This window comes from Sphingobacterium sp. UBA6320 (assembly GCF_002440335.1).
Lineage (GTDB): Bacteria > Bacteroidota > Bacteroidia > Sphingobacteriales > Sphingobacteriaceae > Sphingobacterium.
Genome location: NZ_DJTA01000008.1, coordinates 64,041 through 79,444, shown reverse-complemented (window position 1 = coordinate 79,444; position 15,404 = coordinate 64,041). Strand labels below are relative to the sequence as shown.

The window sequence follows — 15,404 nt, the reverse complement described above, 5'->3', positions numbered from 1 at the left end:
TGTGGAGATGAAAATATCCCTGATACGAATGATTTTTAGTCTGATGTGATCATATTAAAACGTTCATCTTGTCAAAAGAAACAACCTCATTTAGATTCATGTTTGTCATAAAAATTGAAATATCTACTTGAGCGTGATTTGATCGTATTTTTGAATTCCTATTTTTGAAGATCGGTAAGCTCTGATCGTTCTAACCTTTCTTTAGCCTTTTTTGAAAACTTTATCATGTCCAAGTCTCTGCGCGGTAAAATAGATATTCTCCGCATCTACCTTATGGTTTAAACTTGCTTCGTATGCTGTCTCACCCACAACTAAAAACAAACTATCGGGTGAAACATAAGACTAAATACCAGCTTATCCAAAAAATCAGGTATTTTGTTCAGCTCGCTCATATGTTTCAATAGATACATCCATTTATCCCTATCAGTTTTGATATCAGTATCATGCTTTTTAAAATTCGGTAAAACTAAGACGCAAGTAAAGTATAGTTGACCTAATCCTGAAGAGCGTTGGAGTATAAAAGCATCTACATATGGTTAAGAAAGCGATATACTATATTAAATTGATAAGATTGTGTACCTTTAAACTACGATGTTACATGTAACCTGTGCTATAATTGAACATAATAATAAAGTGTTGATCTGTCAACGTTCTGCTAAAATGAAGCTCCCGATGAAATGGGAGTTTCCTGGTGGCAAGATCGAACTGGATGAATCGCAAGAAGACTGCCTAAAAAGGGAGATCAAAGAAGAACTGGGCATGACCATTTCTACCGTCAGAACACTGACAGCGGTAGAATATCAGTACCCTGAATTTGCCATATGCCTCTATCCTTTTATTTGCAAATGGGAATCTGGCGCTATACTCGCAACGGAACATAGACAAGCAATATGGGTAGAACCGTCGAAATTAATCAACTACGACTGGGCGGATGCTGACCGGCCGATCGTACGTGAATATTTGAGTTTATGAATTTTGGAATACACGAATCGCTGATAGCACAATCTTTAGCTAAATAAATTGAACAAATTGCCTACTGAGTTATCACATTATGGGATCAAACCGAAAAGAACATGTACTGATACATCCATCTATATGCCTGAATCAAAAAGGCTGAAAGCTGAGCTTTATATTTTAGCAGATGCTTCTACTCCAAGCGTGCCGGAAACGCTCTTAAAGATTGTAAAATATACTAAAGTCAAAAGAAATTATAATTCTTGGGGCTGATGGCAAAATTAATCTTCTAGAACTATCAGTTATTGAATAGGAAAATGAATAATGAAGCCCAGATAAATATTGATAATAATAAAATAGATATTAAAAAATAATGGAATTAAATTTTAAAACGGAAAGATTATATATACGACCAATTTCAGAACATGATATTGAAAATGTTCACCATTTACACAGTTTAGCAGAAACCGATGAATTTAACACTTTGGGAATTCCAAAAGATATACAGGAAACAAGGAAAATTGTTGAGAGCTGGATTTTAGAAAATAACAAAAGACACACATTTGCGATTGAACTAAAAAAAGATCACGAATTCATTGGTTTGATCGGAATCAATTTAGGAAAAGAAAAATATAAAAATGCTGAAGTATGGTTCAAATTGGATTCCAAATTTTGGAATAAGGGCTACGCAACAGAAAGTTTAAAAAGAATAATCGCTTTTGGTTTTAACGATCTAAATCTTCATAGAATAGAAGCCGGTTGTGCTGTAGCGAATACAGGTTCTATACAGGTATTAGAGAAGGTTGGAATGTTGCGAGAAGCACATACCAGAAAATTATTACCACTAAAATCGGGTTGGTCTGATAACTACGGATACGCTATTTTAGCAACGGACTAATTCCTGTTTTTAAATTATGAAAACAACAGCAAGGTAAATAAAATTATTTTTCCACTATTAAAACCAAATCATGTATGAAAAAACTAATCCTACTTGTATGCTTACTAACAATAACGTCATTCGTTTTTGGACAGAGCGTTAGTGAGACAAAATTCGCAACTGAGAATAATACCAGTACTCAAAAATATACTTACGCTTATATCGTAATTAAAGGGAAATTTCTATCTAAAAAACTCAAGGTCGATGTTGATCTTGGTGAAACTGAAGAGCAGATGAAAGTGGGTAAAGAATACTCCGATTTTCTAACGAATAAGAAGTCATATGCAGCTATTCTCAATCACATGGTGGACAATGGGTTTGAATTAGTCGAAACAGTAGATTACAACTATGTGTCTTCTGGCGATGGCGGCACATCAGGAATTGTATTTATTATGAAAAAGAAGAGAGATGATAATCAGAAATGATTGTAAAAAAACGAACCACTAGATATGAATAGCCAATTTAAATTACCCGACTTTCCGGATTCGAATTTTGAAATGAAATATTCAACTTGGTTTGGTGAGCAAACTTTATACATGGACGATCTACCTTTAGAACGATCTAATGAAAAAGGTAAACCATTTTTAATTCCATCTCACGCAGGAAAAATACTAAAGGCATATCCAAAAGCGGGTTTTCCGAATATTGTAAGAGCTTTAGTAATCGATAGTATACAATATCGTATTGTAGAAAGACTGAAGTGGTATGATTTTGCTATCGCACTGCTCCCCTTTTGTTTTGTCTTTATTTTTAAAGGAAACAGCATAAGCATAGGAATTGCTGTCGCGATCTCGATTTCAAACTTAGAGATCCTTCGAAATAATAACAGCCAAAGTATGAAGTACCTAAAAGTGATCGGTTTAACAGTATTTGCCGCTGCAGTTTATTATTTAATGTCGCAGTTGTTTTTAGCGTGGAATAAATAGAAGAGTAATAGCTCATGCACCATATAAGCGCTTAGGATTTTAATTAGCCTTGTAACTATCTACACAGATATGAGGTTCTTGTAGAACGGTAAAAATATAGAACAGGAAATTAATCTTTATTTGATAAGAAATGATCAATTACACTCCCCTATTTAATAATAACCTTTCTATAATTATTCTTACCGAAACCCTACTTAATGATTTAGAGGAGCCTTACCGATTGTTAATGCTAATTTTGCATTAAATCGATAAAAGAATGAATCAAGAAATTATTCATCTTTTACGAAAGAAATACCAGTTTGGATTTTCCATTCTTCTTTAAGAATACTGTAAACATAAGTTCCTTTGCTTCGTCCGTAAGATTGAATATTGTAATTTCTTAAAAGTCCCTCTTTGATGGCTCCAAGCTTTTCGATTGCCTTTTGTGATTTCAAATTATTGATATCGATTTTAAATTCTACCCTTCTTAGGTCTAAAATGTCGAAGCAATAATCAAGAAGAAGCCCTTTGCAGATTTTATTGATGCCTGTCCCTTGAAATTTTTCACCAATCCAGGTCCATCCAATTTCTAATCTTTTATTCTGAAAACTAATATTTCCAAACATCGTTAATCCTACAGGATCATGGGTTTCCTTTTTTAAAATAATCAAAGGGTATAGCACTTTATCTCTTTTTGAATTTAGACAGAAGTTAAAATAATCCGCCAAATCATTTCTATTGTGCACTCTTGCTCCAAACTCTCCTAATTGCTTACTATAACTTATCGATTCAATTTTGTCAATATCTTGAATGTTCAAAGGACGTAATAAAATTGACTCATTTTCAATAATCAATGTTGATGAGAAGAATGTTTCTAGGTTCATTTTTGTAATAGATAATAATAATTTAGACCGAACTAATATATGAATAATTTAGTAAGACTAGCTGTACTGATACATTACAGATGCTTAACTGCTGTCGTTTAATCGACTCTTCTTTTTCATTTCAGCGCTATGTTTTTAATATAAAATCTGTACTTGTGGGTTCGTGCACACCCAAAAGTATTGTTGAGTAAAATAGCCTACATATAAAGAAATAGGATCAACTAGGCTTTGTTGAAGGGATCAATAAAGAAAAGACACTATATATAGAATGGGCAGTAAGCACACAACATATGTGATAAAAACGATGAAGTCAAAAGATCACAGGAGTAGATACTGACAATCTGCTTATCAAAGTCATCAATTGACAATATGTTAAAATCCATGAACATGACGCGATTATCCGTCAAAATCACCACAGTCATGTTCTTTAAAAAGAGGCAAAGCTACTTTGGTGGTAAAATACCTCGCTATTCTTTTATTTTTTAAGGCTATTTTCTGACCGTCAATCACCAATTCATAGACAGGCGCAGGATCGAGTTTGGTTAAAATAAAAGTGTGCTCTGCAGTTTTGAAAATGGTTTTGTTTTCTTCAATAGCGGTTGAGAAAGCACCAATTTCAAAAATATCTTTTTCATCGCAGACATTGGTCCATATCATTTTATTCTCTGTCACCGATAAACGCGCTAAGTCACAGGCATAGCAGTTGCCAGAGAACTCCATTCCGTATTTTTCATATACATTCGTACTCAGACTATCCAGTATATCGATAGGTAGCAATGCAGAAAGATCATTCGGTAGCTTTCTTTTTGTTCTCATACTCTTTTCTGATAGAGATGCAGAAGCTGTATCCGCGTGGGCATGTGAGACAACTCTTTTATCTGCGTTCTTTTCTTGAACAGGTGAACAGGAAGTCAGCAAAGCCAGCATTACGGAATAATTGATCATTACATTTTTCATATGCATATCATAATTTTTAGTCCTCAATTTATCGTTTTTAAAATTGTGTAAAATATGAGCGACAACAAATCCCTACTTTCAGCCATATTCACCCACTTTAAATAGTGATATCTTTGTAAAAAGATAAAACATGAAAACTTTATATCCATTCTTGCTTTCATCCATGCTTATATCTTTTTTAGGATGCAATCCTAAAAATAAAACCACGGAAAAGAAGCAACATCAAGCTGAAGTTACGCAGAAAATCATAACATTTGATCAATTTAAAAAGATAAAAGGTGTAGATAATATACAAGATGTACCCTTTCAATTATTCACCAAGCTCGATTCTATCCATTTTTTTGTAGCGCCGAGTAAAGATGCAGATCGCCTGAAAGTAGCTTGCAAGAAGCTGGATAATTACTACGGCTTTGAAGAGTTTGATGACTTCTACGCCATTCATTTTAGCATTAATAACAATATTTCAAACAGCATTGAAGCTTTTGTTCTAAAGTCAGAATTCACAGCCTCATTTGACATGACTTTAAAAGGTGTAAATCTTGATGAGATCAGAAGCAGTTTATTGAAAAAGTCTCAAGATTTTAAAAATAAATCATTTCGAAAATTTGGGACAATAACAGAAGTGTCTGAACAGGAATTTAAAACAGCTACTCAAAAGCGGATCGATGAAGTTTTAGTGAAAAATCCACAAGTAAAACTTAAAGATGGGAATTGGATATATAAGGAAAATGCAAAAGAAATCATGATCGTACAGCATGAGAATATCACGACAGAAGACGGAATTTTATCAAATGAATATATTGGACTATCCCCTTCCCTGAATTTAGAAGTTTTCAAAGAAAATTCGCCAGAAGTATACGATTTGTACTATTCGTTTTATAGTGTCAAACCCGAAGCTAAATTTAAAACCTTTACTGGTGGGTATCCACAAATTATCCCGAGTAAAAAATGGATTTCTTATGTCAATTCGAACCATGATGTAGGAAGTGATTTTGCGATCAGCAAATACGCGGAGCAAGTTTCTGAGCAAGAAAATTTGTTGTATATTAACTTTACCAACTTCAAAATTGCAGATCAGACAAAAGCTTTTTGGACAGATAACGAGACTTTTTATACCGAAGTTTATCCTACAAATTCAGCTCCTTCAAAGGGTAAAAAACAAAAGGCATCTTACATAAAAATTCAATTGAAGCCTAATCTACTTGAGTAAAAAGAAATATCATTTGCTATGGTAAGATAAACCCCTAAAACTAGGGGTTTATTCATTTCTGTAAGATATTAATAGCATGCCAGATGTATTAAGCGATTTCAAAGCCCTGTTCTTCAGCGAATGATTTCCATTTTTGGAATTTATGTTCGTTTTTAAAAGTTGGGTCATCCCCATAGTAATACAGCAAACGTTGTGTGGCATATTCGTAAGCACTGTATGCGTTGGCTTGTTCATAATACTTGATAGCTTTCTTCAAATCTGCTTTTACTCCCATACTATTTTCGTATAGGATACCATAATAGATACCCGAATAAGAACGATCATAATCTTTCTTGAGGTAAATCAACAGATTTTGATAATCTCTTAATCGATAATAGATTTCTGAAATTTTATCGTAATTATAATAGTATTTTTTTTCTGCTTGCTGATAGAAGTTCAAAGACTTACCATAATGCTGCTTGACATGTACCCCAAAGTAGTACAAATCACCCAAATTGCTAAGTGCCATTCCATCTCCTAGCTTTGCCGCTCTTTCGTAGGCTTGAATTGCTTTCTTTATGTTAAAATCGTAACCGATCCCATTTTGATATAGTGCCCCAATATTATTCCATGCTATAGGATGGTTTTGTTGCGCTGCTTTTTCATAATAGCTGATACCTCTTTGCGGATCAAACAAAGACTCAATTTCAGGATCGGTGAGCAATAACCCTATTTCTGTCCAACTGTCTACATCATTTTTCTGAGCAGATATTTCAAATAGACGAAGTGCCTCGTGGTAATTTTGATCCTCTTTTGCCGCGAAAGCCATATTTTTAATAGTTTCAACATCCATCAATTGCTCACCATTATATCCTGTTTGCGCATTCCAACGATTATAAAAGAAAATAAAGTATTCTAAATCTTTTCCCCTAAACGAAAAGCGATTCACGTAGATGTTACCATATTCCTGAGCTTCAACTTGATGGATGCTTTTATCTTCCTGCACCCGAAACAAGTTCGTTCCTTGATATAGAAATAACAAACCTTCGTCCGTTCTATAATTCAAAGGATTAGAAATATAGTCATATAGCTCGACTGACAGACCGTTTTCGAAATCAAAAAGTTGATAGAAGTCTTTTTTTTGAATAGCTAAAAAGCCATTTTGCAAATAATGAATCTGAGTAATCGCTGCTTGAGGCGAAATCAACCAAATGTCAATATCGGCATCAAAAAGCCCCAATCCCGTCTTAGATTGAAGTATAAAAACGTTCTTTTTAGTTCCGCTATTAGTTTCTGTTTTAACCTGAGTGATACAATCATTTTCAAGTAAAAACTGATGTTTTGCAGCATGATAGAATTTCCAGCTTTTTTCTTTACGAATAGCCAATACATCAAAATTGTCAAAGAAAATAAGTTGATCTGCATCCGTTAGTATAAGATTGCCCTTATCATCGATCAATCTACCTTTCTTGTTTCCTTTATTCGGTTTGACCCAGAAGCAATTAGCTGCCCGGATGATCTCTGCCTCTAGAAAATCACCCAGATAATACCCTTCTTTTGTATAATATTTTCGTTTATGATTTTCCTTTTGTTCCGTAAAAAAAAGATCTTTATCATAGTCATATACATACGGTCTTGCGCTCTCAACAGGAAGAATAAGCCCATTTTCATCGTTATAAACACCAAATCTTCCAGCCGCCTCTACACCTAAAAATCCATAAGCCACGCTTTCGATAGCATCATAATCAGGAGGAACTAACCAAGTATTAGAATACACTTTTAAAATCCCCCAGTTCCCATCCACTTTTACTTCACCTAAAGGTTCACGTGCAAAATCGAACACATCAAGGGCCTTCTCATAAATTGGAGGAACTAATTCTTTCCCATCTCGCTGCAAGTAACCGTACAAACCCTCTTTTTTAACCAGCGCTATCTGATAGATAAGATCTGATTCAAAAATCTCATCATACACCGCTGGAGCCAAAATAACACCCTTTGCATCGCGCAAGCCAAACTTACCTGATTCTTCAAAAATAAAAGATACAGCTTTCTGAAGAGCCACCTCCTCAAAATAACCCAATCCGTAATTGATCCAATCGGTTTGTAAAATATCGAGAAATGAGGCGTAACCTCTTTGTGAAAATAAACTGTCTAACACAGAAAGTTTTTGAGTCTTTACAGCCTTTTTGTATAATTTACCTTTATGTTGTATATCCAGCAACCACTCTTTTACTTGGACCTCATGCTTTTCTTCGTTCATATTAAAAACATCTGTCGCATTTAAGACAAAAGAATCATAAGGTAAAGCTTCCAAAAATTCGAACATATGGTTGACGGATTCGTAGTATTTTTTTTTATAATGCAACTGATAAGAGTCTGCCAGCAAGTTAAAAAAGTAACGTAGCTGCACAATACCTTGTTCTTTGTTTGCAATCAGCTCAACCCCCAGCACTTTGACATCTTCTGCCAATAGTGGATAGAGTAACAATGGAATTTCATAATTCCACTCACCAAGATAAGTATCAAACGTTTGATTCGTTTTTTGATCGTAATTGTATAAATATATTCGATGTGCCATGTATTCAATTTACGCCATTATATAGATTATAAAATCCCTATTTACCGTGATTTTGTTGACAGTTCTAGGAGCTATATCCATCAGTAGCTACACTAAAACGACTTTTCTAGACATCATACTGCAACGACTGGCAGTCACAGCATGAACATTTAAGTACCAGTATTAGAAATGCTATTTTCTAATGAGCTGTAGTAGATCACCTGTTTTCACCAGATCAAATGATATGACTTTAATGCATATTTTGCGTCAAATTACTTTTTATTTTATCGAGTCAAACCACAATCTGATTAAGATTAACAATTATTTTCATAGCTTCTACTTTACGAAGGTTTATTTTACTCATATTTATAACATAATATTCTGCAACAAAAGCCTTCCATCAAAATCGTTAATAGCATTCAGGCCAATATTTATCAATTAAGCTGTATACATGGATAAATTTTATTGTCTATTTTTTATCCCTAGAACAAATCAAGATATTCTTTCTTCAATGATTTATTTTGTATCGCTTCAATGAAAGAAGTAAAACTGTTCGATACAAGTACTGCTTCTTCAAATTCAGGTTCATCACCATAATAGATTTTTCCAAAATTTTCTTCTGAAACATTGATCGCAAAATAGCTATAACCTTTTTTAACAGATAGAATAATTGGTATATGTTTATTCCAGAAATTTTTCACCTCTTGTTGAATTTCAACATCTCCATCAAAGGCGTCTAAGGATTGAATTTCAAATTCATTCCATTTAAAATCATTTTCATCGTTTGTCTCATTAAAATCTGCAATACTGTTAAACCATGTTGTATCCGATTGATTCGTGAGCAGGGAGTATGTTTTTAAAAAAGCTAGATAATCATCCGGCAGGTGCGAATATCGTGTCTGAAATCTTTTATTTAAAGTTTCATGATCCGATTTCTTAGTAATAAACTGTAGATGTTGACTCAATAAGTTCATAGTTTTATTTTCAGATATTTAGTTTTTGCAAAGAAATTAAAAGTTTGTTGAGTGATAAGCTTTAGATTGTTAAATCAACTTTATTCCGAAATGTTTTTATCCAGCTTAACCAATTATCGGGTCGTTTCATATGTCTTTTAGTTCATCTGATTTTTGGCATCTTGCAATAATTTTTCGGCCTTCAGTCTGATCTGTTTTGGCAATAGATTGAAATTTGCATCTTTTACTTCCCGATATTGATCTTCTTCCTGAAACGGAATCCAACACGTAATTTTTGATTTTGAAAATGTTTTACCACTCCTATTGGTATAAACAATCACTTTCAGTGGCTTAGCATCTAATCCATCTGATTCTTCAAAATAAGTAAGGTAGAACTCAGGAAACCCATCCTTATTTGCATCGCCAACTTCACAGTAGTTGATCAGAAATTTTGGTTGTGCCAGTCCTTTTGCAAAGTCTTTAAAAGTTATTTTTGGAATTAATCCACCATGATCTTCCAGAAAAATACCCGCGTGTAGATCCTTGGGATGATCGTCAAGATAAGCAGGTTGCGTCGCTTTGCTTTCGTTCAAAAACCAGACATAACTTCCGTAGTTGGGAACAAATGATCGGACAATCATCAATGGATTTCCTGGCAATGGATTCCCAAGATCGTCAATAATTTCATCAAACTTTCGATCTGAAGAAAAATATGCTGCTGTTTGAATCTGTGCAAAAGATGATAAACTGAAAATACTAGCAACAACGGGTAATAGAATTCTGAAAATCATAGTTATCGTATTTTGAATTAATGATGTAATTCACTTTGTATATTCTGCCCAAATACCTATCAATATAGTAATAAATAGTGTATTCCGAATGAATATTAGCATAGACTAATCCATCCGAATGATGGGATGTATAGGCTATTTGTTATTATGCTTAAAATTTTATTCATCTTATGGATCAATATTAATGAAAATTTAAGATGAATACTATCCCAGTTATCAGCTATATTTTAGGGCGATAAATTTGTTTTCAATTGACTTTTGAATAGGTGCAGTGATCAATAACTTTTATTTTACAATAATTGATCATAGATTTTAGTAGATACAGACACAGCAAAATCCATCAAAAATGATTTATTTAACACCATTAAAAATAAAGATTTAAAAACCAACAACAATACTAAAATTGTTAGTTTAAAAGTTTTGATTTCCTCCTTTATTGTTGTACTTTTAATCAGATGCCCCTCAATATGAAGAATAAGACCAAGATTACAAACGCAAGTATAGAATCGGCAGGTTTGCCAAAAGACGCTAAGCATGTTATAGCAGAATATATCTGGAATGGATTTGACGCTAAAGCCACAACTATTTCCATTGATATAGCAAATAACGAACTCGGATTTATAACGAGTATCAGCATCCGTGATAATGGAGAAGGAATACAACAGGAAACATTGGAGTATTCATTCGGTAGTTTCCTAGATTCTCTGAAAAAAAACAAGTTAAAACGCAGTTCCTATACACGAGGAAAAAAAGGTAAGGGTCGCTTTTCTTTTTCTCTTTTTGCCAACCGCGCAACGTGGCAAACTACTATAAAAGTAGATGATAAACTGATTTCTTACCGCATACGCATAGATCGTGATACGAAAGAACAATACGATATCAGCGATATCAAATCATCTGCCCAGAACAAAGGGACAGGTACAACCGTAACATTGGAGGGCATATTTGGTTTGACAGCTGCAACACTCGACTCAGGAGAGTTCACAGATTTCCTAGCGCAGGAATTTGGATGGTATCTACATCTCAATCGCGATTGGGGCTACCGCATCCTCTTAAATGGAGAGCTGCTCAATTATGACAACTTGATCCAAGAAACGGATAGTACCACGTTTACCCTTTACAGTATTCAAGAGAATTCCTATCGTTTTCAGGTCAATTATATCCGCTGGAAACAACAGATCGGAGACCGATACTATTACTATTTCTTAAACAGCAGCAAAACCGAAGTCGCCAAACTACTGAGTAGCTTTAATAATAATGCAATAGACTTTCACCACTCGGTATATATTGACTCGGCTTTTTTCGATCATTTCGAACAAGATGATATCGCTTTATCTTCAGAAAGCAATCTTTTCAGTGAAAAGGAACAGCAGGTGATATACCGTAAGCTATTGTCCGAATTACGCGATTTTTTAGATCGCAAACAGAAAAAGTATATCCGTGAACAAGCCGTAACGGTAAAATTAGATGAGCTGCAAAAGAAAAACCTCCTACCCCATTACAATGATTCAGATGTAGATATAAAGCGGAAAAAGGTTTTATTGGCCCTCATACAGGAACTATATATTGCCGATCCTCGAGCTTTTGTAGGTATTAAAGCAGATCTGATACGCACATACCTCGGACTTCTTGACCTGATCCTACAAACAGAGCGTAAACAGGATATATTGCCACTATTTGAAAATGCCATAGCGCTATCAGATAAGGAAAGAGAGACGATCAGAAAATTACTTGAAAAATAAAACATCTTCTAAGGTAGATGATCATTTATCGTCCACCTCAGAAGATGTGATAGGGTTGCAGATTACTTGATTTTTTCAGCTGCCACAGGCTATCCTTTTATAATACTAAAACATCAACAGAGTGATGATCCTTAACTAGACCAGTTGAAGGGTTGTGTACAAGGGTCACATTCAAATTTTAACACTTTACCTAAACTTTTTGCTTTCGGACCTTTTTTCACAAAGACATACGCCAAATCCAAATATTCTTCAACTTCCTGCCCGCTTTCGTCTCTGCCTTTTAATATCACAGAGTAATACTTCCCATCACTATCTTTTTTGTAAAACACTTCATTAACAGTAACTTTTTTTGGCGTTTCATTATCGCAACAGCTACACCATAAAATAACTATAGGTTCTTTTTTAAGATAAGTAACGGCTTTCTCGGCTTGCTTCTGTGTTAAAGCTTGAAGTTGATCTGCTTTTGAAAGGAAAGCAGTAAAAAGCAATAAAAAAAGTAAAAGAGTCTTTTTCATATATAATAATTTTCAGTTTTAAAGAATTCGACAACAAATACTATGCCTTTGATGCAATAAATTATTTTAAATTGAAAAAGACAAACGCTTATATAGACAAATATGATGTGAGCTGGACAACGTCTTACTGTTTTCCATCTAAACTGAGCATATTCCATATCAGAGAGTTACAGCAGATCCTGATGTTCCATCAGGTAAGCTAAAGCCTCTTTGACTGCTTGTTCACTACTTTTCGGATTGAAACCTAATTCGTTTCTTGCCTTAGAAATATCAAAGTCCTGTTGAAGACCAGAGAACATAGCGATATCTTTGGTAGTGATAATGGGGGCTGTGCCACGCAATTTTGCCGAAAACTGCATCAATCCAGCAATAGTATAAAGCAAAAATTTAGGGACAGTTGCTGGAATATGAAGTTTAAGTTCAGGATAAAGTTTGTGCGCCAGTTTGGTGGTATCAGTTATGCTCATACACCTTTCATTGGCAAGGATATAACGCTCTCCCGATCTTCCTTTTTCTGCAGCTAGATAGCAACCTTCTGCCACATCTTTAACATCTACCCAATTGAGTGCGATACGGGTGTCTACAGGAATCTGTTTTTCTAAAATCAATCTTAAAATACGATAGGAAACATTGAGCGGTTGAATGGCCTCATTACCAATCATCGCCCCTGGCATCACCGAAACCAATGCTATACCCAATTCCTTTGCCAGTTCAAAAGCTAATTTTTCACCATCATTTTTGGAATTATAATAGGTATCCCGCCGATCAGGATTATAACCGTTGCTTTCTTTTGTTGGTAGATGGCTATAGTCTAATGCTGCTATAGAACTTACGTATACAATTTTTTTGACTCCAGCTTCAGCTGCAGCTTCTATAGTATGGCGAGTTCCCAGCATATTCACATCGTAAATTTCCTTTTGTGGATCTTTAGCCCATAATTTGAAAGCCGCCCCTACCGCATAGAACGTATCCACACCTTGCAGCGCCCTCTTAAAAGATTCCTTATCGGTGATATCTGCCTGAACGACCTCACAGTTCAGATCCTTGAAATACGATCTGTTTTTCATATTACGTACAGATGCCCGTACTACAAAACCCTTTTTTATTAATAATCGTACTAAGTTATTGCCCAAATGCCCGTTAGCTCCGGATACCAATACCAATTTTTTAGTTGTCATGTTCGTTGATTTTAAATGATAGGTCAAAGTTCCGCCTTATACATGTCAAACCACTTCACAAATGTTACCTAATGATCTGTTTGCGGATCCGGCTCAAACTTTTAGGATTCATACCTAGAAAAGAAGCGATATATTGCATCGGAACGTTTTGCAACAACTCTGGCTGCACATCCATCAATCTCAAATACCTTTGTTCAGCGGTGAGTGTAGCCAACTCTTTGGAACGTTTTTCATTATAAGAAAGAGATTGCTGAAACACATAGATGCTGAAATCTTTAAACGATGGTATTTCTTTTATTAATAGATCAAGATCTACCTTGGTTATACGCAAAAGTTCACATTCAGTAATACATTCAAGATTTTCTTCAGAACGGGAGCCATTGTTAAAATGGGCATAGGAGGTAATAAATCCTGGAGGACAGTTGATATGTGTCGTCACTTCATCACCCTTATCATTATAGTGGAACAAACGCAAAAAGCCTGACACTACATAATAGAGATAAGCAGGAACCTTCCCTTCTTCTTCGATGATACTGTTTTTAGGATAAAAAACCGGTTCCATAAACCTCCTGCACAGCTCCTGTTGCTGGGCAGAAAGCGCAACATGCTGTGTAATCAGTTCGATAAGTTGTTCGTGCATATTTTCATTGTCAATAGTCTATTGTTATACCTGCAAGGATATTAATTTTTCCACGGATTACCCATTATTCCGAACAATAATAAATTCTGTGCTCTAACCATCAATCCATATCTTTACTTGATGCGAATGGGTATTGTATAATTAACATTTACTTCCATTCCTTGTAATTTAGCTGGAATCCAATTTCCCATTTTTTGTATCGCACTGACAAGCTGCTCTCTGAATTTTAGAGGAACTTGTTCAGCAATCCTAAAATTTCTCGTTCTTCCATCCCGATCAACCATAAACGTCACCGAAATAGATTCACTCGATATACCCTTTATAAGATCGTAAGAAATGTTCAGATTTTCATAGAGCCCCCTCATAAATACCTGCAAACCCTTAGGATATGTTGTTATACTTTCCATATTTTCTTGAAAGTATAACACAATATCTCCATTTTTTTTAAACCTCTTTCCCTGAAACAATAAATCATCATGATATAATTCTTCATAAAAAGTACCCATATTCCATCCCGACCATTTACCTTCTTTCTTATTATTCTTCAATTCACCTTCTATATAAGAATCTCCTGGACCCGAAATTCTTAAAAATCCATTCCCTCTCTTTACCAGATAATTACCAATAGAATCGAGATACAATAAATAAAAAGGATGGGTGTCTGTCGTTCCAGAAAACATTTTTTTTCCAATTTCCTGATGGACAACGATCATTTTTAATTTACCATTTGGATAATAATAGTAAGAGGAATCAATAGGTTCCGAATATTCATCAAAACGTTGCAAACTTTCTAAGTTCCCATTAGGAAAATAAGACACAAATTCGCCCGTATATTTCACACCAAATTCAAACGGATGATTAAAGTTATAGCTATAGCCATTTGATTTTAAAGAATCTGTTTCGGTATAATAATGAACAATATTATATAAATCTAATGAATCACTTCCGTATGGAATTATCTGTTGATAAGAATACGATCCGATCTTAGAATCTATAATTTCTCCCTTACTGTTAAAGTAAGTATATGAGGTATCCAGATCATGTTCATGTCGAATGAACTGCGCTCATTTTTTAGGGTAGCAGAAATTTGAATAAGATGCGATTAAAATTAAAAACAATACGGTAATATATTTCATAAATATTGGCTGTGGCTTCAAAAATAGCTATTATAGATCATAAATTCATCATATTAATATTACAGA

At 34.5% G+C, this 15,404-nt stretch carries 15 protein-coding genes; 6 read left to right on the top strand and 9 right to left on the bottom strand.

The features are described 5' to 3' along the window. Positions 1 to 591: 591 nt before the first annotated feature. From B3P23_RS04275 to B3P23_RS04260, 4 genes are all read left to right on the top strand, one after another. Positions 592 to 972, top strand: coding sequence for a (deoxy)nucleoside triphosphate pyrophosphohydrolase (locus B3P23_RS04275; protein WP_293924719.1), 381 nt, complete (start codon positions 592 to 594; stop codon positions 970 to 972). A 355-nt stretch (positions 973 to 1,327) separates the two neighbouring features. Further along, positions 1,328 to 1,852 (top strand): GNAT family N-acetyltransferase, encoded by a 525-nt coding sequence (locus B3P23_RS04270; protein WP_293924718.1) that lies wholly within the window; start codon positions 1,328 to 1,330, stop codon positions 1,850 to 1,852. A 74-nt stretch (positions 1,853 to 1,926) separates the two neighbouring features. Continuing rightward, positions 1,927 to 2,316, top strand: a complete 390-nt coding sequence (locus tag B3P23_RS04265) for a hypothetical protein (protein WP_248754043.1) — start codon at positions 1,927 to 1,929, stop codon at positions 2,314 to 2,316. Between the two features lie 24 nt (positions 2,317 to 2,340). Then, complete coding sequence (locus B3P23_RS04260) at positions 2,341 to 2,817, top strand: hypothetical protein (RefSeq protein ID WP_293924716.1); 477 nt, start codon at positions 2,341 to 2,343, stop codon at positions 2,815 to 2,817. Between the two features lie 269 nt (positions 2,818 to 3,086). Here the strand turns inward: B3P23_RS04260 and B3P23_RS04255 are convergent, their stop codons facing one another. Both B3P23_RS04255 and B3P23_RS04250 read right to left on the bottom strand, forming a co-directional pair. Then, entirely contained in the window at positions 3,087 to 3,680 is a 594-nt protein-coding gene (locus B3P23_RS04255) for a GNAT family N-acetyltransferase (protein ID WP_293924714.1), read from the bottom strand. 396 nt (positions 3,681 to 4,076) lie between these two features. After that, positions 4,077 to 4,637, bottom strand: a complete 561-nt coding sequence (locus B3P23_RS04250) for a hypothetical protein (protein ID WP_293924713.1) — start codon at positions 4,635 to 4,637, stop codon at positions 4,077 to 4,079. Between the two features lie 130 nt (positions 4,638 to 4,767). On the opposite strand from B3P23_RS04250, the gene B3P23_RS04245 reads away from it, so the two are divergent. Next, positions 4,768 to 5,847, top strand: coding sequence for a resolvase (locus B3P23_RS04245; RefSeq protein WP_094772611.1), 1,080 nt, complete (start codon positions 4,768 to 4,770; stop codon positions 5,845 to 5,847). Positions 5,848 to 5,935: 88 nt separating this feature from the next. On the opposite strand, the gene B3P23_RS04240 is transcribed toward B3P23_RS04245, so the two are convergent. The 3 genes from B3P23_RS04240 to B3P23_RS04230 all read right to left on the bottom strand — a co-directional run bounded on the left by B3P23_RS04240 (position 5,936) and on the right by B3P23_RS04230 (position 10,127). Then, positions 5,936 to 8,404 carry an SEL1-like repeat protein gene (locus B3P23_RS04240; RefSeq protein WP_293924710.1) on the bottom strand — a complete coding sequence of 823 codons (2,469 nt, stop codon included), beginning with the start codon at positions 8,402 to 8,404 and terminating at the stop codon, positions 5,936 to 5,938. 461 nt (positions 8,405 to 8,865) lie between these two features. Continuing rightward, positions 8,866 to 9,357 (bottom strand): SMI1/KNR4 family protein, encoded by a 492-nt coding sequence (locus B3P23_RS04235; RefSeq protein ID WP_094772613.1) that lies wholly within the window; start codon positions 9,355 to 9,357, stop codon positions 8,866 to 8,868. 137 nt (positions 9,358 to 9,494) lie between these two features. Continuing rightward, positions 9,495 to 10,127 carry a hypothetical protein gene (locus B3P23_RS04230; protein WP_293924706.1) on the bottom strand — a complete coding sequence of 211 codons (633 nt, stop codon included), beginning with the start codon at positions 10,125 to 10,127 and terminating at the stop codon, positions 9,495 to 9,497. A gap of 467 nt (positions 10,128 to 10,594) precedes the next feature. Here B3P23_RS04230 and B3P23_RS04225 point away from each other — a divergent pair, with 467 nt between their 5' ends. Beyond that, positions 10,595 to 11,869: an ATP-binding protein gene (locus B3P23_RS04225; RefSeq protein ID WP_293924705.1), complete on the top strand. Its 1,275-nt coding sequence runs from the start codon at positions 10,595 to 10,597 to the stop codon at positions 11,867 to 11,869. Between the two features lie 131 nt (positions 11,870 to 12,000). Here B3P23_RS04225 and B3P23_RS04220 read toward each other — a convergent pair whose 3' ends face one another. The 4 genes from B3P23_RS04220 to B3P23_RS04205 all read right to left on the bottom strand — a co-directional run bounded on the left by B3P23_RS04220 (position 12,001) and on the right by B3P23_RS04205 (position 15,041). Next, entirely contained in the window at positions 12,001 to 12,384 is a 384-nt protein-coding gene (locus B3P23_RS04220; RefSeq protein WP_293924703.1) for a hypothetical protein, read from the bottom strand. Between the two features lie 167 nt (positions 12,385 to 12,551). Continuing rightward, positions 12,552 to 13,562: an NAD-dependent epimerase/dehydratase family protein gene (locus B3P23_RS04215; protein ID WP_293924701.1), complete on the bottom strand. Its 1,011-nt coding sequence runs from the start codon at positions 13,560 to 13,562 to the stop codon at positions 12,552 to 12,554. A 64-nt stretch (positions 13,563 to 13,626) separates the two neighbouring features. After that, positions 13,627 to 14,202: a Crp/Fnr family transcriptional regulator gene (locus B3P23_RS04210; RefSeq protein WP_045753425.1), complete on the bottom strand. Its 576-nt coding sequence runs from the start codon at positions 14,200 to 14,202 to the stop codon at positions 13,627 to 13,629. Positions 14,203 to 14,315: 113 nt separating this feature from the next. Next, positions 14,316 to 15,041, bottom strand: a complete 726-nt coding sequence (locus B3P23_RS04205; RefSeq protein WP_293924698.1) for an energy transducer TonB — start codon at positions 15,039 to 15,041, stop codon at positions 14,316 to 14,318. Positions 15,042 to 15,404: the final 363 nt, after the last annotated feature.